Source organism: Mesorhizobium sp. B1-1-5 (assembly GCF_006443065.1).
GTDB lineage: Bacteria > Pseudomonadota > Alphaproteobacteria > Rhizobiales > Rhizobiaceae > Mesorhizobium.
In genome coordinates this window covers 1-19,915 of sequence record NZ_VFWS01000097.1, presented here as the reverse complement: position 1 = coordinate 19,915, position 19,915 = coordinate 1, and the positions used below count along the sequence as shown (strand labels likewise).

Sequence of the window (19,915 nt, the reverse complement as noted above, 5' to 3'; positions counted from 1 at the left end):
AGTGGGGAATTGGGGAACTGGGGAATTGAAGAACTGAAGAAATGGAGAAGCACGGACGCTATGTTGGACGCGCCAGGGACCTGCAGGTCTATAAGCGGGCCTACGAAGTTTCTCTTGAAATTCACAAAGCCACGCTGGCCTTTCCGAAGATCGAGCAATACGCGCTAGCCGATCAGTTGCGTCGCTCCAGCAAGGCTATCTGCGCTAATTTGTCGGAGGGCTTTGCCAAGCAGCCTCATTCCAAAGCCGAATTCGCTCGCTTCATTTCAATGGCTATGGGGTCGTGTAGCGAAGTCGAGACATGGATCTCCTATGCCTTCGACCTCGAATACATTTCAAAGACACAGCTTGACGAGTGGCTACGATCCTACAACCAGATCTATGGGATGCTGGTGAATCTCAGAGGGTCGCTGAAGTGACCTCTTTCTCCAATTCTTCAATTCCCCAGTTCCCCAGTTCCCCAATTCCCCATTTTTCCATGTTTTGGCCGCATTTCCGCCTACGGTCCGCGCGCAGTGTCGCCCCTTCGTAAAGCGCGGGGCAAGCAGTCGCGGACGGCGGCTCGAAACCAAACATTAACCGTGTTTCTTGAATGCCGGTTAACCCAAACGTGGTTACTGGGTGATCAACGAAATCACTCATATGCGAAGGAGAGGCGGCATGGGCCGTATCGCAGCACTTACCAGAAACCCAGCGATGATCGCTCTCGTGATGGCGCTCGCCATTACCGGTTGCGCCTCGAAGAAGACCCCGAACAGCGCGGCCGATCTCGGCCTCAACGGTGCCGGCGCCGCCACGCCCGGTTCGGCGCAGGACTTCACCGTCAACATCGGCGACCGCATCTTCTTCGACACCGATTCCTCGTCGATCCGCGCCGATGCGCAGACCACGCTGGCCCGCCAGGCGCAGTGGCTGAATCAGTACCGCCAGTATGCGATCGTCATCGAAGGCCATGCCGACGAGCGCGGCACGCGTGAGTACAACCTGGCGCTGGGCGCCCGCCGCGCCGCCGCCACGCGCGACTTCCTGGTCTCCAAGGGCGTCTCCGCCGGCCGCCTGAAGACGATCTCTTACGGCAAGGAGCGTCCGGTCGCCGTCTGCGACGACATCTCCTGCTGGTCGCAGAACCGCCGCGCCGTCACCACGCTTTCCGGCGCCGGCTCCTGACGCATGACACCGAAGATCGGGGTCGATTTTCGGTAAGGGCGCTCGGCGTCCCGGGCGACAAAAATACAACATCCCAAAAATGAAAGGCGGCCTCAGGGCCGCCTTTTTCCTTTGCAACAAACCGAAACAAAATTTGGCCGAAGTCTCGCGTCCTGCTATGAGCGCGAGGGCGCTTCCTCCCCTTGTTTGATTTGGAAAGGCGCATCAGGCCAACACCCACCGCGAGAGACAGAATGCACTTCAGAACGGTCCTGAGCGGCACGCTTGCGTTGCTGCTTGTATCAAGCCTCCCAAGCCTTGCCGCGCCGGCCGACAGTGCCGGGCCGGCCGCCGACAGCGGGTTCACCTTCCATCTGCCTACGCTCGGCATCTTCGGCGACAAGAAGAAGCCGGAACAGGCGCAGGTCGCGCAACAGGAGGGCGGCGCCGGCGTGACTGGTCTGGAAGACCAACTGCGCCAGCTGAACGGCAAGATCGAGGAGATGAATTTCCAGATCCTGCAGATGCAGGAACAGATCCGCAAGCAGCAGGAAGACAATGAGTTCCGTTTCCAGCAGCTCGAGGGCCAAGGAGGCGCCAAGCCAGCCGGGCAGAAGAAATCGGAAGCCGCGCCCCAGGACGGCAACAACAATAACGGCAACACCAATCTCGGCGATGCTGGCACCGGTCAATCCGGCACCGGCGACGCCGGAGCCGACAACGGCGTCGCCCAGGCCCCGGCGACGCAGGCGCCGGCCGGCACCGGCGCGCAAAACGGCGGCAAAAGCGTTGGCGACGTCATCGTGGAATCGCAGACCGGCGATCCCGGCAAGCTGATCACCGGCGCGCCGCCGAAGAATTTCGGCACCATCACCGTCGACAAGAACGGCAACGTGGTCAATGCCGAGACCGGCCCGCAGGCCAGCGCGCCGGCGGAAGCTCCCGCGCCTACGGCAAGCGCTCCTCCCGCCGAAACGCCGGCCAAGAAGAGCAAGTCCGGCGGCACCGAAGTGGCGGCCCTGCCGTCGACCAACGATCCCGACGAGCTCTATCGCAATTCCTACCAATTCATCCTGTCGGGCGATTATCCGACCGCCGAGCAGGGTTTTCGCGACCATATTTCCCGCTTCCCCAAGGACGCCAAGGCGGCTGATGCGCATTACTGGCTGGGCGAGTCGCTGCTCGGGCAGCAGAAATACCGTGACGCGGCCGAAGTCTTCCTCGCCGCCAGCAAGGACTATCCGAAGGCCAAGAAGGCGCCCGACATGCTGCTCAAGCTCGGCGTTTCGCTGGTCGGCCTGAAGCAGAACGACGTCGCATGCGCCACCTTCAGTGAAATCGGCAAGCGCTATCCCGATGTTTCCGGCGCGCTCAAGGAACGCATCAAGCAGGAAAGGGCCCTGGCGTCGTGCTGACGCCCGACAGCAAACCTGACCTTTTGGACTGCCTTTTCTCCGACCTGGATCTTTCGACCGGCGCCGTTGCAGCCGTGTCCGGCGGCAGCGACTCGACCGCCCTTCTCCTTCTCCTCAAAGATCACCTCGACCAGACCGCATCGGCCGCCAGGCTGCTCGCGGTGACCGTCGATCATGGGCTGAGGCCGGACTCGGCCGCTGAGGCGCGGCTCGTTCAACACTTCTGCGCCGAGCGCGGCATCGCGCATCGCATTGTTGCCTGGCGCGGCGACAAGCCCGCGACCGGTCTGGCGGCCGCCGCGCGCGAGGCGCGCTACCGGCTGCTCGCCGAAGCAGCCGGCGCCGAAGGCATCAAACTGATCCTGACCGGCCACACCGCCGACGACCAGGCCGAGACGGTGCTGATGCGGCAGGCGCGCGACGATGAGGGCCGGGGCCTCGCCGGCATGGCGCCCGCCACGCTGTTCGACTGGCGGACATGGATCGTCCGGCCGCTGCTTGGCACAAGGCGCGCGGCACTGCGCGAGATGCTGCGGGCTCGCGACATCGGCTGGATCGAGGATCCGACCAATGCCGATGCTCGCTTCGAGCGGCCGCGCGTGCGGGCGAAGCTCGCGCAGGGCGACGGCGAACAGCGTATCGCGCAGGCGCTGGCACGGGCCGACCAGGCGGCTTTCGAGCGCCGGGACGTCGGCCGCCGCGCCGCCACGCTCATCGACACCTTTGCCGGCAGGCCGGTTCCGGGCCTCATCCGCCTCGATCGCGAGCTTGCCGGACATGAGGACGGCCAAGCCGTCATCCATGCGCTGCGCATCCTGTTGGCCACCGTCGGCGGCGTCTCGTTTCTCGCCGACGAGACGCGCTGCGCTGCGCTGCTTTCGCGCCTGCGGTCCGCTCCGTTTCGCGCCACATTGTCGCGGACGGTTATCGACGCGCGACGAACCGGCATTTTCCTTCGCCGCGAGAACCGCGACCTGCCTGCAGCCGCGCCACCGCAGCACAACCGGCTCTGGGACAATCGGCGGCGCATCACTTTGAAAGACGGGCCGGGCGACTTGGCGATCGCGCCACTGGGGGCCGCCGCCGGGAAAGCGCCCTTGAGCCAGGATATCCCGCCGAGCCTTTCGCGCGCCGCGCTTGCCGCGGAGCCTGCGCTGTGGTCCGCCGGCAAATGTCTTGGTCTTGCGGGCGGCAATGCCGGCTCGCGATCGGTCTCGATCGCTCCGGCGGTGGCTCCTTTCGCGCGCTTCCTGCCCTCCTTCGACATCGAGCCCGCCGCCGCCGCGGCGGCCCTGATCGGCGCGCCGCCGTTGCCGGCACTGCCATTCCGCCGCCATGATGATGGCCGAGGGTGGGCGAAAGCTTAACCGATACGTGCTGTTCTGCTTGGCAAGGGGGGGCGCTCTCCCTATGTTAGGCCCAAGCTAATCCATCATCGCGGGTCCGCGCGCGGACGCCAACGGGACAATAGATGAATCCGAATTATCGCAACCTCGCGCTCTGGGCGATCATAGCGGTCCTGCTCATAGCCCTGTTCAATCTTTTCCAGACGCCGCAGACGCGCGGCGCCACCACGGATATCGCCTATTCGCAGTTCCTGCAGGACGTCGCGTCGGGCCGGGTCAAAAGCGTGACCATCGCCGGCGCCCGCATCTTCGGCAACTACACGGACAACGCCAACGGCTTTCAGACCTATTCGCCCGGCGACCCGTCGCTGGTCTCCAGGCTGCAGGACAAGAACGTCACCATCACCGCCAAGCCCGAGACCGACGGCTCCAATTCGTTGTTCGGCTATCTGATCTCGTGGCTGCCGATGATCCTGATCCTCGGCGTGTGGATATTCTTCATGCGCCAGATGCAATCAGGCTCCGGCCGCGCCATGGGCTTCGGCAAGTCGAAGGCCAAGCTTTTGACCGAGGCGCATGGCCGCGTCACCTTCCAGGACGTCGCCGGCGTCGACGAGGCCAAGGAGGATCTCGAAGAGATCGTCGAGTTCCTGCGCGATCCGCAGAAGTTCCAGCGCCTCGGCGGCAAGATCCCGCGCGGCGTGCTCCTGGTCGGCCCGCCCGGCACCGGCAAGACGCTGCTCGCCCGCTCGGTCGCCGGTGAAGCCAACGTGCCGTTCTTCACCATCTCCGGCTCGGACTTCGTCGAGATGTTCGTCGGCGTCGGCGCAAGCCGCGTGCGCGACATGTTCGACCAGGCCAAGAAGAACGCACCCTGCATCATCTTCATCGATGAAATCGATGCCGTCGGCCGCCATCGCGGCGCCGGCCTCGGCGGCGGCAATGACGAACGCGAGCAGACGCTGAACCAGCTGCTGGTCGAGATGGACGGTTTCGAGTCCAACGAGAGCATCATTCTCATCGCCGCCACCAACCGGCCCGACGTGCTCGACCCGGCGCTGCTGAGGCCCGGCCGTTTCGACCGCCAGGTCGTGGTGCCGAACCCCGACATCGTCGGCCGCGAGAAGATCCTCAAGGTGCATGTGCGCAACGTGCCGCTGGCGCCCAATGTCGACCTCAAGGTGGTTGCGCGCGGCACCCCGGGCTTTTCCGGCGCCGATCTGATGAACCTCGTCAACGAATCCGCGCTGATGGCGGCGCGCCGCAACAAGCGGCTCGTCACCATGGCCGAGTTCGAGGACGCCAAGGACAAGATCATGATGGGCGCCGAGCGTCGCTCGTCGGCGATGACGCAGGCCGAGAAGGAGCTGACCGCCTATCACGAGGCCGGGCACGCGATCCTGGCGCTCAACGTGCCGTCGGCCGATCCGCTGCACAAGGCAACCATCATCCCGCGCGGCCGCGCGCTCGGCATGGTCATGCAGTTGCCGGAAGGCGACCGCTATTCGATGAGCTACAAGTACATGATCTCGCGGCTTGCGATCATGATGGGCGGCCGCGTCGCCGAGGAGTTCAAGTTCGGCAAGGAGAACATCACGTCGGGCGCCTCCTCCGATATCGAGCAGGCGACCAAGCTGGCGCGCGCCATGGTCACGCGCTGGGGCTTCTCCGACAAGCTCGGTCACGTCGCCTATGGCGACAACCAGGAAGAGGTCTTCCTCGGCCATTCGGTGGCGCGCACCCAGAACATCTCGGAAGAGACGGCGCAGATCATCGACGCCGAGGTGCGGCGCCTGATCGACGACGCCTATTCGACCGCCAAGACCATCCTGACCAAGAAGAAGAAGGAATGGATCGCGCTCGCCGAGGGACTGCTCGAATACGAGACGCTGTCCGGCGACGAGATCAAGCAGCTGATCGCGGGCAACAAGCCCGCCCGCGACCTCGGCGACGACACCCCGCCCAGCCGCGGCTCGGCCGTGCCGAAGGCCGGCACCGGCGGCCGCCGCAAGAAAGGCCCCGAGCCCGAAGGCGGCATGGAGCCGCAGCCGTCAAGCTGACCAGGTTATGAATTGTAGAAGAACGCCGCGGCTTCAAACCCGCGGCGTTCTTTTGTCTGAAGCTACCTAACGCGCGTCGCGCTGAACCGGATTCAGGCAACGCGCTTTAAGTCTTGTTTTGCTGCATGTCGTTGTCCCGGAATCGCTGCGCACTTCCGGGCGACATGCATTAGAGCCACCTCAGAGGGTCTGCGGCGCGAGCGCGTTTGCCTTGCCTTGGCGCTGCCTGGCGGCGCGGCCGGCATATTCTTTGCCCCATCTGGCCAGTGGGATCAGCGCATTGTCCAGCTCGACGCCGAATTCGGTGATCGAGTATTCGACCCTGGGCGGTACTTCCGCGAAGATTTCGCGATTGACCAGGCCATCGGCTTCCATCTCGCGCAGCTGCTGAATCAGCATCTTTTCGCTGATTTCCGGCACAAGGCGCTTCAGCTCACCGAATCGTGCCGGGGCCTTGTGCAACTGCCAGAGCAGCAACGCCTTCCATTTGCCGCCGATCGCTTCGAGCGCAGGGCCTAGTCCGCAACTATTTGGCTGTCTCTTTCCCATGTTTCATCCAGTTCTGAGCAATCAGTGGGTGCCTTACTTTTTTGTCGGTACTTGAGAAAAGCTCGGCCGGTCCATAGCTTCCTGGCATCGTCGGGAACCGGCGAACACCACAACATCATATCGGTACCATGCTTCGGTCTGCAAAGGCCGTTGGCGGACAGATATTGTCAAAAGAGAGAAATCATGACGCGATACACGAACAAGAAGGCCGTGGTGATCGGCGGCACACACGGCATGGGCCTGGCTGTCGCCGAGCTCCTCGTCGAAGGCGGCGCCGAAGTCCTGATCACCGGCCGCGATCAACGCAATATCGAGGCCGCGCGCGAGAAGCTGTTTTCTCGCGCCCACGTCGTGCAGTCCGACATCAGCGCCATGGGCGACATCGCTATGCTCGGGGCGGAAGTCGGACAGAAGCTCGGGCAGATCGACCTCCTTCACATCAATGCCGGGGTCGCTAATCTTGAACCGGTGGAGCATGTCACAGAGGACAGCTATGACCGCACCTTCAACGTCAATGCCAAAGGCGCCTTCTTCACCGCGCAGCGCCTGCTGCCGCTGATCAGAGACGGCGGCGCCATCGTCTTCACCTCGTCGATCGCCGACGAATCCGGCACCGGCGGCATGAGCGTCTATTCCGGGTCGAAGGCGGCACTCCGTGCCTTTGCCAAGGTGCTTGCTGCCGAGCTCCTGCCTCGCCGGATCCGCGTCAATGTGGTCAGCCCAGGGTTCATCGACACACCAACGATGGGTGTCGCCGGCGCGTCCGCCCAAGAGCGCGCGGCCTTCATGAAGACAGGCGACGCCGTCACGCCGATGAAACGCCACGGGACGGCCGAGGAAGTAGCGCGTGCGGTGCTTTTCTTGGCTTTTGACGCCACCTTCACCACGGGTGCGCGGCTGACCGTCGACGGCGGCCTTGGCCAGGATCTGAGCCCGGTACCGGCGTGAACCCCCGCAAGCAAACCACGGAAAAGCAGGATGAGCGATATCGCAGTAATCGGCCTCGGCGCCATGGGCACGGCTCTTGCCCATGCCTTTCTGAATAAGGGGCATGAGGTGACCGTGTGGAACCGTTCCCCGGCAAAGGCGGAGGCTTTGGCGGCCAGAGGCGCTGTCGTGGCCAAGACTGTCGAGGAAGCCGTCAGATCGAGCCCGCTGATCGTGGCGTGCCTCCTGGTCTACGACACGGTTCATGAGGCGTTAGGTGCCGCCGAGGCCGCATTCTCGGGGCGCACATTGGTCAACCTCACCAACGGTACGCCCGACCAGGCGCGGGCGATGTCGGACTGGGCCGCCAGGCACGGCGCCAACTATCTCGATGGCGGCATCATGGCGGTGCCGCCGATGATTGGCGGGCAGCATGCCTTGATCCTTTATGGCGGCTCCAGGCAAGCTTTCGAAACTTATTCCGGACGGCTCGATGCGCTTGGCGCCAGTCGATATCTTGGGGAGGACGCTGGCCTCGCACCGCTCTACGACATCTCGCTTCTGGCCGGCATGTACGGCCTGTTCGCGGGGGTTCTGCAGGCGTTGGCGCTGACAGGCAAAGCCGGAATTCCGGCTCGCGAATTCATGCCGCTGCTGACCGCCTGGCTTGAGGCAATGCAAGGCGCGCTGCCGAAATGGGCGGAACAGATCGACAGCGGCGATCACACCAGCAATGTCGTTTCCAATCTGGGCATGCAAGCAGACGCCTATGTCAATCTGATCGATGCCACCAGGTCGGCTGCAGTCAGCGCCGAACTCGTCTTGCCGATGCAAGACCTGATGCGACGCGGAGTGGCCGCCGGCAACGCCAACGCCGATCTTTCTAGTCTGGTTGGACTGCTGCAGCGACCGAAACCAGGTGCTTGAAATTAGGCCGGTTTAGACATCGCGCCCGGCAAAAAAGCCCGCGAGCCTTGCGGCTCGCGGGCTTTCGTCAATCGGTACTAAGCGATCAGCTCTTCAGCTTGGCATTGCAGAGGCTGTAGAAGCCGCCGCCCTTCTGGATCCACTTGAGACCATTCAGCGTGTTGGCATCCTTGTTGGCATAGTACTGCTCGAGGCAGGTATGCATGCGGCCCTTGGCCGGGGTCTCGGTGGCGAATTTCGGCGAAATCGCCTTCGGGAAGGTCACGCCCTTCGGCGCAGCGACGCTCGGCTTCGCCGGCTCGCTGGTATAGGTGGCTTCCGTCGGTGCAGGCACGGTGTCGTCGTCGGCAGCGGCGGCGCCGCACTCGGCCTTGCGGAAGTCGTTCCACTTCATGCCGTTGAGCGTGCCGGCGGATTTTGCAGCCTGGTATTTGGTGCTGCATTCCTTGGAGCTCAGGCCCTTGGCCGCGTCGTCGGCAGCGGCGGCCGCCTTCGTCTTCTTGGCGGGCTTGGTGTCGGCGGCCTTCGTATCGGTCGCCGCCTTGGTGTCGGTCGCGGCGGCGTCGCTGCCGCACTGGGCCTTGCGGAACTGGTTCCAGGTCTGGCCGGCGAGCGTTCCCGCATCCTTGGCCGCGTTATACTTGGTGCTGCACTCGGCCATGGTCAGCGCGTTGGCCGGCGCCGCCAGGAACAAGGTTGCGACGGCGATACCCGTCAAAGCTGCAAGTCTATGAATAAGCATGGCGTTTTCTCCCTTGCTGCCGCCAATAAGTGTCCCTATGCCAAATCAATAGCTCTCAATGTCCGGTTGCGCCAGATGCTTCCGGCACAGGCGCCCTCACAAAGTGTGTTATTCGCGATAAGGTGATGAATTGCCTGCCGGTTCGCCGCCAGCCAGGCTTTGCCGGGGCACCGAAGAGCCTCGCACCGGCAGGTATAGCGCCGCCACGTCAAAGGTGGTGACAGGCTGTCGAATCGCTTGCACCGCCCGCTACAATGTTTTTCTAAGGATTGGTAATATACAATCACGAAATTTGATGATCGGATGCGGCCCAATTTGTGGCAATACGGGCGGCTGAAAAACCGACGGGGACTTTGAGACACATGGCAGGTCAGTATTTCGGCACCGACGGTATCCGCGGACGCGCCAATAAATTTCCGATGACGGCCGAGATCGCCATGCGCGTCGGTATGGCCGCCGGGCTCTCGTTCCAGCGCGGCAATCATCGTCATCGCGTCGTGCTCGGCAAGGACACGCGGCTTTCCGGCTACATGATCGAGAACGCCATGGTGGCGGGCCTGTGCGCCGCCGGCATGGACGTGTTCCTGCTCGGCCCCATACCGACGCCCGCGGTCGCCATGCTGGTGCGCTCGCTGCGCGCCGACATCGGGGTGATGATCTCGGCCTCGCACAATCCTTACTACGACAACGGCATCAAGCTGTTCGGTCCCGACGGCTACAAGCTCTCCGACGAGATCGAGGAACGCATCGAAGGCATGCTCGACAAGGACATCGAGCTGGCGCTCGCCGATTCCGACGGGCTCGGCCGCGCCAAGCGCGTCGACGGCGTGCACGACCGCTATATCGAATTCGCCAAGCGCACGCTGCCGCGCTCGATGTCGCTTTCGGGGCTGAGGATCGTCGTCGACTGCGCCAACGGCGCGTCCTACAAGGTGGCGCCCGAGGCGCTGTGGGAACTCGGCGCCGAGGTGGTGGCGATCAATGTCGAGCCGAACGGCTTCAACATCAACAAGGAATGCGGCTCGACGCACCCGGCCGGCCTGCAGAAGAAGGTGCACGAGGTGCGCGCCGACATCGGCATCGCGCTCGACGGCGACGCCGACCGGGTTGTGATCGTCGACGAGAACGGCACCATCGTCGACGGCGACCAGATCATGGCCCTGATCGCCGAGTCCTGGCACCAGAGCGGAAGGCTGGCCGGTGGCGGCGTCGTCTCCACCGTGATGTCCAATCTCGGGCTGGAGCGCTTTCTTGGCGACATGAAGCTGCAGCTGCACCGCACCAAGGTCGGCGACCGCTATGTGGTCGAGCACATGCGCGCGCATGGCTTGAATGTCGGCGGCGAGCAGTCCGGCCATATCGTGCTGTCCGATTTCTCGACCACCGGCGACGGCCTGGTCTCGGCGCTGCAGGTGCTGGCCTGCATCAAGCGGCAGAACCGCCCGGTCAGCGAATTGTCGAAGAAGTTCGAGCCGGTGCCGCAGCTTCTGAAGAATGTCCGCATCTCCGGCGGCAAGCCGCTCGAGGAAGCGCCGGTCAAGGCGGCCATCGAGGATGCGCGCAACCGGCTTGGCAAAGCCGGCCGCCTCGTGATCCGTCCCTCCGGCACCGAGCCGCTCATCCGGGTCATGGCCGAGGGCGATGATCCGCAACTGGTCGAAGCGGTCGTCAACGACATCGTCGGCATCCTGCAGGACACCCGCAGCGCCGCCTGAGCTCCGTCCCGCAGTTCCTCTAAGCCCGCCGCCAAAGCGGGCTTATTTGGTACCGGGGCGCGCAGATCGGACAACGGCCTCCCCTCTAAAATTGTATAGATTCGTGGTTAATCGGTACGGTTAAACGGCTTTTAACCTTTGCAATTCATTATCCAAACCCGAGGTCAATCATCTTCGGGCGGGAGTCGTCCCGAGGCTTCTTAGGGGTGACAGAATGTTCAAGACAGCAAGAATGGCATTGCTTGCCGCGCTGTTCGCGGGCTTGGCCGGACCGCTCTTCGCGGCCGACCTCCCCGAACCGCAAATCGAAGAGGCGCCGCCGCCGGTCGTCGAGCAGCAGCCGATCGATATCGGCGGCTGGTATATCCGCGGCGACATCGACTATCACAAGTCGACCGTGCGCGGCATCGACTACATGACCTACGCTGTCGATCCTTGTAACTGCTCGGTCACGCCCGGCAGCAAGAGCTTCGATTTCGGCAAGCTCAAGGGCGGCTTCTCGCTCGGCGGCGGCGTCGGCTACAAGATCAACGATTACTTCCGCACGGACGTGACCGCCGACTACTGGTTCAAGTCGAACTTCAACGGCCAGACCTCGGACCTCGTCTCGACCTCGACCGAAGTGTCGAAGATGAGCGCTCTGCTGCTGCTGGCCAACGCCTATGTCGATATCGGCACTTGGCACGGCGTCACGCCTTATGTCGGCGCCGGCATCGGCGGCGCGCATGTCAAGTGGGACACGGTCCACGATCCGAACACCACCGAGACTAACCCAGGCTCTTCCAACTGGCGCTTTGCCTATGCTCTCATGGCCGGCGCGTCCTACTGCCTGACCGACAGGGTGATCCTCGACGCCGGCTACCGCTTCACCCATATCCAGGGCGGCCGCATGTTCGAATGGGATGTGAGCAGCACCGGACCTGGCTTCGATCGCGGCATCAACACCCATGAAGTGCGCGGCGGCCTGCGCTACCAGTTCGGCGGCAACAATGGCTGCGCCGCACCGGTGGTTGCCTATCAGCCGGAACCGGAACCGATCTACACCAAGTAATCGCCTTCATTATCCCGAAATTCGTCAGCCGCCCGGCGCCAGCCGGGCGGCTTTTTTGTTATGCAACGCCGGCAAATATTGATCGAAATCAATTCGGTAACCAGCTGTTATCCTTAACCGCCACTTAACCACTATAGTTAACAATGGCTCATTGAAACGGCGCCCGCGTTCGCGGTTGGCGCCAATTTCAGGAGCCGGGGACCATGATATCCAGATCGCGTATCGCGTCAGCGCTTGCCGCAGCCATCTTGTTGCCGATGACGCCGGCGCTCGCAGCCGACTACGATCCGCCGATCTATGTCGACCAGGCGCCGGACTACCAGCCGGTCGAGGTCGGCTCGGGCTGGTACCTGCGCGGCGATGTGGGCTATGCCTTCAGCCATCCGTTCGAGCACAAGGAGGTATCCTCCGGCCCTCTTAACAGCTTCACCGATGAGGCGAGCCTTTTCACTGGTAGCATCGGTATGGGCTACCACATCAACGACTATCTCCGGGTCGAGTTGAACGGCGGGATTCTGCCAACCGACAAATTCACAGAGAGCGCCAAGCTGGCGGCGACCTGCGACGGACATACGCTGGTGGACGATGGTTTCGGCACCATCAATTCCGTCGCGGCCACCCAGGCATGCGACCTCACCAACAACGGCTCCAACAAAGGCTACAGCATCATGGCCAACGGCTATGTTGATCTGGGCACTTATGTCGGGATCACCCCATATCTCGGCGGCGGCATCGGTCTCGCCTACAATAAATACTATAGGAGCATAGGTGCGCGCGACTGCGTTGAGACTGCCCCTAATTCTGCCGGTACAGGCGGGTTTTCCTGCGACGACCCCGCTGGGTACGAAGGCCAGACCGACAGCGAGGGCAAGTTCAATCTTGCGTACTCGATCGGTGGCGGCCTGTCCTATCAGGTGACCAAAAACGTGTCTGTCGATCTCGGCTACGAGTATTTTTCGGTGCCGGGCGCCAAATATGTCGCGTATGACGGCGGCGCCTTCAACATCCACAAGGGCATCGACTACCAGACGGTCAAGCTCGGATTACGCTACGACCTTTGGTAGAATGGCGAATCTGGAAATTGCAACGGCGGGCCTGGGTCCGCCGTTTTTTATTGCACATGAAGTCACGTGATCGCCTGGTATCCTGGCTGCGACAAAAACTTTGCTCTTGACGCCGAAGCCTTGAGCGCATATCGCCGTCCGTGGGCCACCCCTCCCCAACGAGGGGCCACTATCTGGAAGGATAGACCACGATGACGACGCTTACCAAGCCCGGACTCCGTCCGGCAAACCCCAATTTCTCTTCAGGTCCCTGCGCAAAACGCCCCGGCTGGTCGGCCGAGGCGCTGAAAGGCGCCGCGCTCGGGCGCTCGCACCGCGCCAAGATCGGCAAGGCGAAGCTCGAGCAGGCTATCGAGCTGACGCGCGAAATCCTCAATGTTCCGGCGGACTGTCGCATCGGCATCGTGCCGGCGTCGGACACGGGCGCGGTCGAGATGGCGCTCTGGTCGCTGCTCGGCGAGCGCGGCGTCGACATGGTCGCCTGGGAGAGCTTCGGCTCGGGCTGGGTGACGGATGTCGTCAAGCAGCTCAAGCTCGTCGATGTTCGCAAGTTCGAGGCCGGCTACGGCGAGCTGCCCGACCTGGCGCAGGTCGATTTCGACCGCGACGTGGTCTTCACCTGGAACGGCACGACCTCGGGCGTGCGCGTGCCGAATGGCGATTTCATTCCTGCGAACCGCAAGGGCCTGACCATTTGCGACGCCACCTCGGCGGCGTTCGCGCAAAGGCTCGATTTCGAAAAGCTCGATGTCGTCACCTTCTCCTGGCAGAAGGTGCTGGGCGGCGAGGGCGCGCATGGCATGCTGATCCTGTCGCCCCGCGCCGTCGAGCGGCTGGAGACCTACAAGCCGGCCTGGCCGCTGCCGAAAATCTTCCGCCTGACCTCGGGCGGCAAGCTGATCGAGGGCATTTTCAAGGGCGAGACCATCAACACGCCGTCGATGCTGTGCGTGGAGGATTATCTCGATGCCCTCCACTGGGCGAAGTCGATCGGTGGACTTGATGCGCTGATCGCCCGCGCGGACGCGAATGCCGCGGTGCTCGACCGGTTCGCCGAGAAGTCGACGTGGCTCGGCCACCTCGCCGCCGATCCGGCGACGCGCTCGAACACGTCCGTGTGCCTCTCCTTCACCGATCCTGACGTGGCGGCGCTCGACGCTGACGGGCAGGCGGCCTTCGCCAAGGGGATCGTGTCCGTGCTCGACAAGGAAGGCGTCGCCTATGACATCGGCTCCTACCGCGATGCGCCGCCCGGCCTGCGCATCTGGTGCGGCGCGACCGTCGAGACCGCCGATCTCGAAGCGTTGCTGCCCTGGCTCGACTGGGCCTTCGCCACGCAGAAGGCGTCGCTCAAGGCAGCGGCCTGAGTTTCATGGCGGCCCGCGGGCCGCCATTTCCCGACACATCCATTCCCACGTCAAGGAGGCCGCAATGGCGCCCCGCGTTCTCGTTTCGGATAAACTTTCCACCACCGCCGTGCAGATCTTCAAGGATCGCGGCATCGACGTCGACTACCTGCCCGATCTCGGCAAGGACAAGGAAAAGCTCGCCGAGGTGATCGGCCAGTATGACGGCCTCGCCATCCGCTCGGCGACCAAGGTCACCGAGAAGCTGATCAATGCGGCAACCAGACTCAAGGTCGTCGGCCGCGCCGGTATCGGCGTCGACAATGTCGATATCCCGGCTGCCAGCCGCAAGGGCATCATCGTGATGAACACGCCCTTCGGCAATTCGATCACCACGGCCGAGCATGCGGTGGCGATGATCTTCGCGCTGGCGCGACAGATACCGGAAGCCAATGCCTCGACCCATTCCGGCAAGTGGGAAAAGAACCGCTTCATGGGTGTCGAGATCACCAGCAAGACGCTGGGCGTGATCGGCTGCGGCAATATCGGCTCGATCGTCGCCACGCGCGGCGTCGGCTTGAAGATGCATGTGATCGCCTTCGATCCGTTCCTGTCGGACAGCCGCGCCGAGGAGCTCGGCGTTCAGAAAGTCGAGCTCGACGAGCTCTTCGCCCGCGCCGACTTCATCACGCTGCACACGCCGCTGACCGACAAGACGCGCAACATCATCGATGCGGCTGCGATCGCCAAGATGAAGGACGGCGTGCGCATCATCAATTGCGCCCGCGGCGGATTGATCGTCGAGGCGGACCTGGTCGCGGCGCTGAAGAGCGGCAAGGTGGCGGGCGCCGGCATCGACGTGTTCGAGGTCGAGCCGGCCGAGAACAACCCGCTGTTCGGCATGGACAATGTCGTGGCGACGCCGCATCTCGGCGCCTCGACCACCGAGGCGCAGGAGAATGTCGCGCTGCAGGTCGCCGAGCAAATGAGCGACTACCTGATCAAGGGCGCGGTCTCCAATGCCATCAACATGCCGTCGATCACAGCCGAGGAGGCGCCGCGGCTGAAACCCTTCGTCAAACTTGCCGAAGTGCTCGGCGCCTTCGTCGGCCAGGTCACCGAGGATCCGATCAAGGAGGTCGAGATCCTGTTCGACGGCTCGACCGCGACGATGAACACGCGCGCGCTGGTGAGCGCTGCCCTTGCCGGCCTCATCCGGCCGCAGGTCTCCGACGTCAACATGGTGTCGGCGCCGATCATGGTGAAGGAGCGCGGCATCATCGTCGCCGAGGTCAAGCGCGACAAGTCGGGCGTGTTCGACGGCTACATCAAGCTCACCGTCAAGACCGAGCATATGACGCGCTCGATCGCCGGCACCTGTTTCTCCGACCACAAGCCGCGCTTCATCCAGATAAAGGGCATCAATCTCGACGCCGAGGTCGGCCAGCACATGCTCTACACCACCAATGCCGACGCGCCCGGCATCATCGGCCTGCTCGGCACGGTGTGCGGCGAGAACGGCGTCAACATCGCCAACTTCCAGCTCGGCCGCAACCGACCGGGCGGCGATGCGATAGCGCTGCTTTATCTCGATGCGCCCTTCCCGGAAAGTGTGCTGGAGCAGGTACGCGCGCACAAGTCGATCGACTCGGCGAAGCGGCTGCGCTTCGACGTTGGCGGCGAGTAAACGTCCAGACATGAAACGCCCCGCTTGCATCAGCAAGCGGGGCATTCATGAGATGGCCGTCACCCGATGGCCGCTTGCCGGGAAGTTGATATTCACCCTGTCTGCAGCGCTGCTCGGCTGCCGCTGTACTCGGCAAGCGCAATGCCGCCGAGGACAAGTGCCAGCGCGAAGGCCTGATAAGCCTGAAACTGCTCGCCGACGATCAGCACCGAAAGCAACGTGCCGAAGATCGGCACCAGATTGATGAACAGGCCGGCGCGGTTGGCGCCGATCAATTCGTTGCCCTTGATGTAGAGGACCTGCGAAACGACCGAAGCGCCAAGCGCCGTGTAGAGCGTGAGCGCCCAGCCACGGGCGTCCGGCACGATGACGCGGCCAGACGCGACCTCCCAGACGAAGAAGGGCAGGGAGACCAGCAGCGCGGCAATCGACAGCGCCAGCATGAAACTTTGCCAGCGGATTGCCGGCCTGAGGCGCAGTCCCACCGAATAGAGGCTGTAGCAAAGCACCGCCACAAGCATGATGGCGTCGCCGAAATTGAGGTCGAGCTTCAGCAACTGGCCGAGGTCGCCATGACTTGCCGTCAGCGCGACGCCGGCGATGGTGAGCACGACGCCGACGATCTGCAGAGGCTGCACGCGCAGCCTGAACAGCACGAAATTGGCAAGGATGATGACGATCGGGATGGCTGCCTGCTCGATCGAGACGTTGATGGCGGTCGTGTAGTTGAGCGCCGTGTAGAAGATGACGTTGAAGATGGTGAAGCCGCAAGCGCCGAGCCCGGCAAGCAGCCTCCAGTGCCTGCGCACTTCGGGCCAATCCTCACGCAGCGTCCGCCAGCCGATGGGCAGCAGGATCAGCACCGCCATCACCCAGCGCAGGAACACCAAGGTCATCGGCGAGACATGGCCGACGGCAAGCTTGCCCGCCACCGAATTGCCACCCCACAAGAGCATGGTCGACAGAAGGAACAGATAGGCGGCTCGGTGCATGGAGGTTCCGGCCCTGCAGGGTGTTCGAGGGTTCAGCCCGGCCCAAGGCGTGTTGATATTCAGGTGATGCCGGCCTGCAAATGCCGGTTTCCTGCGCTTCCGGTGCTCACGTACTTTAAGTACGCTCCGCTCCGGTTCTCGGAACTCGCCATTTTCGGATCGGCCTGACCTGAATATCAACACGCCTTAGAGTGGCGGCGGCTCCAAGTAAATGATGCGAAAGCCGGAATTTGTTGTGCCTGGGCCAGGTTGACGTCTCGCCGTTGGCGTCATTTTGATCCAAGTCCTTGAGGGGCATGGTCACTTGCGGAAGCCGGTTCCCGCTTTTTGGGTTCGCCGACCTTCGGTTCGGGTCATGCTCCAACGATGGTTTCGGCGGCAAAGAAAGGGTCGCGCCAGCCGCCGCTTGACGCTATAGAGGCCTGTCGTTTCAGGCCGCCCGCGCGGCATTTCAAGGGAAAAGAACATGGCCAATGTGGTGGTCGTCGGCTCGCAGTGGGGCGACGAAGGCAAGGGCAAGATCGTCGACTGGCTGTCGGAACGTGCCGATGTGGTCGTGCGCTTCCAGGGCGGCCACAATGCCGGCCACACGCTGGTCGTCGACGGCAAGGTCTACAAGCTGTCGCTGTTGCCGTCCGGCGTGGTCAGGCAGGGCAAGCTTTCGATCATCGGCAACGGCGTGGTGTTCGATCCGCATGCCTTCGTCGCCGAAGCCAAGAAGCTCAAGGAGCAGGGCGTGGAGGTCACGCCGGAACGCCTGAAAATAGCCGAAAACACCGCGCTTATCCTGTCGCTGCACCGGGAGCTGGACGGATTGCGCGAAGACGCCGCCTCGAATTCCGGAACCAAGATTGGCACGACACGCCGCGGCATCGGCCCCGCCTATGAGGACAAGGTGGGCCGGCGCGCGGTGCGGGTGATGGATTTGGCGGATCTGGAAACGCTCCCCTTGAAGGTCGACAGGCTGCTGACGCACCACAATGCGCTGCGCCGCGGGCTCGGTCATGCGGAAGCGACGCATGAGGCGATCATGCAGGAGCTGACCTCGGTGGCCGCCGAGATCCTGCCTTACATGGATCGCGTCTGGAAGGTGCTCGACGACAGGCGCCGCGCCGGCGAACGCATCCTGTTCGAGGGCGCGCAGGGCACGCTGCTCGACATCGACCACGGCACCTATCCGTTCGTCACCTCGTCCAACACCGTGGCCGGGCAGGCCGCCGCCGGCTCAGGCGTAGGCCCTGGCGTCATCGGCTATGTGCTCGGCATCACCAAGGCCTACACGACGCGCGTCGGCGAAGGGCCGTTCCCGACCGAGCAGAAGAACGAGATCGGTGAGTTCCTCGGCACGCGCGGCCACGAGTTCGGCGTCGTCACCGGCCGCAAGCGCCGCTGCGGCTGGTTCGACGCCGTGCTGGTGCGCCAGGCCGTCGCCGTCAACGGCATCAAGGGCATCGCCCTCACCAAGCTCGACGTGCTCGACGGGCTCGACGAGATCAAGGTCTGCACGGGCTATCGCCTCGACGGCGAGACGATCGATTACCTGCCGGCTAGCCAGGGCGCGCAAGCGCGGGTCGAGCCCGTCTACGAGACGCTCGAAGGCTGGAAGGGAACCACGGCCGGCGCCAGAAGCTGGAACGATTTGCCGGCGCAAGCCGTCAAATATGTCCGCTATATCGAGGAGCTGATCGGTGCCCCCGTGGCCTTGCTCTCCACCAGCCCCGAGCGGGACGACACAATACTTGTGACCGACCCGTTTCAAGACTAGTTTCACAGCCCTTCACGGCGCTATGGCTGATTTGCGGCCGGCGGGAAAAGAATGCAGGTCACCTGACGCATGGCAGATTTCGTTAGTGTTCTGAAAAAGCAGCTCGACAAGAAGGTCGACCCTTCGTTCGAGATGCGCAAGCAGATATACGACGGCGCCCGCGCGGTGCTGGCAAAGAAACTGGCCGAGTATTCCCCGCCGCTTGCGCCCGATGTCGTCAGCAAGCAGAAGCGCTCGCTGGAAGACGCCATTTCCAGTGTCGAGCGCGAGTATGTCAAACGCGTTCCGGCCGAGGATCCGCTGGCGGAGCTGGAGCATATTTTCTCCTCCATCGACCGCAACAAGAACCAGCCGAGCCATTCCCGCCAGCCGGCGGCGCCTGAGCCCGCCAAGCCGGATCCGTTCAAGTCCGAGCCGTTCAGGCCGTCGCCCGCCCCCGCCAGGACCGAACCAAGCTGGCAAGGCGGGCCGAAGGCGGAACCCGCGCGGCAAACTCCTGCGAAGGACGAGCCAGCCTGGCAGAACACGGCAAGGACGGAGCCGAACTGGCAGACCGCGCCAAAGGCGGAACCAACCTGGCAGAAGGCGCCGCCGCCGATGCCGTCGCCGCGCGAAGACGATGTAGGCCTGGCGGGCATCGACGAGGCCGATGACGGCAGCGATGTCTTTGCCAATGACGAGCAGCCGGCGGCCGATACCTTCCGGCGCCTGCGACCACAGCCGCGACAGCGCAAGCGCAGCTATGGCGGCTTGATCGCCGCCGTCGTCGCGCTGCTGGTGCTGGCCGGCGGCGGCTACGGCATATGGCTGAACAAGAATGCGTTCGGCTCGCTCTTCGGCCTTGGCGGCGGTGGCAGCAAGACGGCCTCGACAGAGCCGCTGGTCAAGCCGGCTCCGGCCAAGCCGGCGCCGGAGACGGCGGCCGCGCCGGCTGCGTCCGGCGCCGGCGAGGCGGCCGACACCAACAAGTTCACGCAACGCCTGACGCCCGAGGGCAAGGAGACCGATCCCGGCCCGGCCGGCGGACAGGCCACGATCGGCGAAGGCGAATCCGTCGCGGCGCTGACCTCGCGGCCGCCGGCTACGCCGGCGACGACCCCGCCTGCTCCGGCCACGCCTGCTCCTGCCACGCCGACGCCCGAGGCGCCTGCCGCCGGAGCGCCGGCGACCGACGCTGCCAATC

Annotated in this window: 16 protein-coding genes and 1 pseudogene; 14 read left to right on the top strand and 3 right to left on the bottom strand. The window is 63.6% G+C overall.

Translation table 11 applies throughout. The annotated features are described in order from the left end of the window. Window positions 1-41 precede the first annotated feature (41 nt). From FJ980_RS22970 to ftsH, 5 genes are all read left to right on the top strand, one after another. Window positions 42-419: a four helix bundle protein gene (locus FJ980_RS22970; protein ID WP_140546033.1), complete on the top strand. Its 378-nt coding sequence runs from the start codon at window positions 42-44 to the stop codon at window positions 417-419. Window positions 420-660: 241 nt separating this feature from the next. Then, window positions 661-1,167 (top strand): peptidoglycan-associated lipoprotein Pal, encoded by a 507-nt coding sequence (gene pal, locus FJ980_RS22965; protein ID WP_095767281.1) that lies wholly within the window; start codon window positions 661-663, stop codon window positions 1,165-1,167. Window positions 1,168-1,400: 233 nt separating this feature from the next. Beyond that, complete coding sequence (gene ybgF / locus FJ980_RS22960) at window positions 1,401-2,561, top strand: tol-pal system protein YbgF (protein ID WP_140546032.1); 1,161 nt, start codon at window positions 1,401-1,403, stop codon at window positions 2,559-2,561. Continuing rightward, complete coding sequence (tilS, locus tag FJ980_RS22955; protein WP_140546031.1) at window positions 2,555-3,928, top strand: tRNA lysidine(34) synthetase TilS; 1,374 nt, start codon at window positions 2,555-2,557, stop codon at window positions 3,926-3,928. Before ybgF ends, tilS begins: the two co-directional genes overlap by 7 nt. A gap of 104 nt (window positions 3,929-4,032) precedes the next feature. Beyond that, window positions 4,033-5,967: an ATP-dependent zinc metalloprotease FtsH gene (gene ftsH, locus FJ980_RS22950; RefSeq protein WP_095767284.1), complete on the top strand. Its 1,935-nt coding sequence runs from the start codon at window positions 4,033-4,035 to the stop codon at window positions 5,965-5,967. Window positions 5,968-6,147: 180 nt separating this feature from the next. Here ftsH and FJ980_RS22945 read toward each other — a convergent pair whose 3' ends face one another. After that, window positions 6,148-6,516, bottom strand: a complete 369-nt coding sequence (locus FJ980_RS22945) for a helix-turn-helix domain-containing protein (protein WP_140546030.1) — start codon at window positions 6,514-6,516, stop codon at window positions 6,148-6,150. A 183-nt stretch (window positions 6,517-6,699) separates the two neighbouring features. On the opposite strand from FJ980_RS22945, the gene FJ980_RS22940 reads away from it, so the two are divergent. Together FJ980_RS22940 and FJ980_RS22935 are read left to right on the top strand one after the other, a co-directional pair. Next, entirely contained in the window at window positions 6,700-7,464 is a 765-nt protein-coding gene (locus FJ980_RS22940) for an SDR family oxidoreductase (protein ID WP_140546029.1), read from the top strand. Window positions 7,465-7,494: 30 nt separating this feature from the next. Further along, entirely contained in the window at window positions 7,495-8,370 is an 876-nt protein-coding gene (locus FJ980_RS22935) for an NAD(P)-binding domain-containing protein (protein WP_140546028.1), read from the top strand. A gap of 85 nt (window positions 8,371-8,455) precedes the next feature. Here the strand turns inward: FJ980_RS22935 and FJ980_RS22930 are convergent, their stop codons facing one another. Continuing rightward, window positions 8,456-9,112, bottom strand: coding sequence for a hypothetical protein (locus FJ980_RS22930; RefSeq protein WP_140546027.1), 657 nt, complete (start codon window positions 9,110-9,112; stop codon window positions 8,456-8,458). A gap of 362 nt (window positions 9,113-9,474) precedes the next feature. On the opposite strand from FJ980_RS22930, the gene glmM reads away from it, so the two are divergent. The 5 genes from glmM (at window position 9,475) to serA (ending at window position 15,975) form a co-directional block, all read left to right on the top strand. Further along, window positions 9,475-10,827 carry a phosphoglucosamine mutase gene (gene glmM / locus FJ980_RS22925; protein WP_140546026.1) on the top strand — a complete coding sequence of 451 codons (1,353 nt, stop codon included), beginning with the start codon at window positions 9,475-9,477 and terminating at the stop codon, window positions 10,825-10,827. Between the two features lie 214 nt (window positions 10,828-11,041). Next, window positions 11,042-11,878, top strand: coding sequence for an outer membrane protein (locus FJ980_RS22920; RefSeq protein ID WP_140546025.1), 837 nt, complete (start codon window positions 11,042-11,044; stop codon window positions 11,876-11,878). Between the two features lie 203 nt (window positions 11,879-12,081). Further along, entirely contained in the window at window positions 12,082-12,942 is an 861-nt protein-coding gene (locus FJ980_RS22915) for an outer membrane beta-barrel protein (RefSeq protein WP_140546024.1), read from the top strand. Between the two features lie 191 nt (window positions 12,943-13,133). After that, window positions 13,134-14,309 carry a phosphoserine transaminase gene (locus FJ980_RS22910; RefSeq protein WP_140546023.1) on the top strand — a complete coding sequence of 392 codons (1,176 nt, stop codon included), beginning with the start codon at window positions 13,134-13,136 and terminating at the stop codon, window positions 14,307-14,309. A 64-nt stretch (window positions 14,310-14,373) separates the two neighbouring features. Then, window positions 14,374-15,975, top strand: coding sequence for a phosphoglycerate dehydrogenase (serA, locus tag FJ980_RS22905; RefSeq protein WP_140546022.1), 1,602 nt, complete (start codon window positions 14,374-14,376; stop codon window positions 15,973-15,975). Between the two features lie 92 nt (window positions 15,976-16,067). On the opposite strand, the gene FJ980_RS22900 is transcribed toward serA, so the two are convergent. Next, on the bottom strand, window positions 16,068-16,967 hold the full coding sequence (locus FJ980_RS22900; protein ID WP_140546021.1) for a DMT family transporter: 900 nt from the start codon (window positions 16,965-16,967) through the stop codon (window positions 16,068-16,070). Window positions 16,968-17,433: 466 nt separating this feature from the next. Between FJ980_RS22900 and FJ980_RS22895 the strand changes: the two genes are divergently transcribed. Beyond that, window positions 17,434-18,732 (top strand): adenylosuccinate synthase, encoded by a 1,299-nt coding sequence (locus FJ980_RS22895; protein ID WP_140546020.1) that lies wholly within the window; start codon window positions 17,434-17,436, stop codon window positions 18,730-18,732. Between the two features lie 69 nt (window positions 18,733-18,801). Next, a pseudogene (locus FJ980_RS22890) lies at window positions 18,802-19,915 on the top strand (hypothetical protein); the annotation flags it as partial.

What these genes read in the sequence shown, in the direction of transcription:
- FJ980_RS22970 (WP_140546033.1), top strand. Translation starts at nt 42, where the DNA reads ATGGAGAAGCACGGACGCTATGTTGGACGCGCCAGGGACCTGCAGGTC.
- pal (WP_095767281.1), top strand. Translation starts at nt 661, where the DNA reads ATGGGCCGTATCGCAGCACTTACCAGAAACCCAGCGATGATCGCTCTC.
- ybgF (WP_140546032.1), top strand. Translation starts at nt 1,401, where the DNA reads ATGCACTTCAGAACGGTCCTGAGCGGCACGCTTGCGTTGCTGCTTGTA.
- ftsH (WP_095767284.1), top strand. Translation starts at nt 4,033, where the DNA reads ATGAATCCGAATTATCGCAACCTCGCGCTCTGGGCGATCATAGCGGTC.
- FJ980_RS22945 (WP_140546030.1), bottom strand. Translation starts at nt 6,516, where the DNA reads ATGGGAAAGAGACAGCCAAATAGTTGCGGACTAGGCCCTGCGCTCGAA.
- FJ980_RS22940 (WP_140546029.1), top strand. Translation starts at nt 6,700, where the DNA reads ATGACGCGATACACGAACAAGAAGGCCGTGGTGATCGGCGGCACACAC.
- FJ980_RS22935 (WP_140546028.1), top strand. Translation starts at nt 7,495, where the DNA reads ATGAGCGATATCGCAGTAATCGGCCTCGGCGCCATGGGCACGGCTCTT.
- FJ980_RS22930 (WP_140546027.1), bottom strand. Translation starts at nt 9,112, where the DNA reads ATGCTTATTCATAGACTTGCAGCTTTGACGGGTATCGCCGTCGCAACC.
- glmM (WP_140546026.1), top strand. Translation starts at nt 9,475, where the DNA reads ATGGCAGGTCAGTATTTCGGCACCGACGGTATCCGCGGACGCGCCAAT.
- FJ980_RS22920 (WP_140546025.1), top strand. Translation starts at nt 11,042, where the DNA reads ATGTTCAAGACAGCAAGAATGGCATTGCTTGCCGCGCTGTTCGCGGGC.
- FJ980_RS22915 (WP_140546024.1), top strand. Translation starts at nt 12,082, where the DNA reads ATGATATCCAGATCGCGTATCGCGTCAGCGCTTGCCGCAGCCATCTTG.
- FJ980_RS22910 (WP_140546023.1), top strand. Translation starts at nt 13,134, where the DNA reads ATGACGACGCTTACCAAGCCCGGACTCCGTCCGGCAAACCCCAATTTC.
- serA (WP_140546022.1), top strand. Translation starts at nt 14,374, where the DNA reads ATGGCGCCCCGCGTTCTCGTTTCGGATAAACTTTCCACCACCGCCGTG.
- FJ980_RS22900 (WP_140546021.1), bottom strand. Translation starts at nt 16,967, where the DNA reads ATGCACCGAGCCGCCTATCTGTTCCTTCTGTCGACCATGCTCTTGTGG.
- FJ980_RS22895 (WP_140546020.1), top strand. Translation starts at nt 17,434, where the DNA reads ATGGCCAATGTGGTGGTCGTCGGCTCGCAGTGGGGCGACGAAGGCAAG.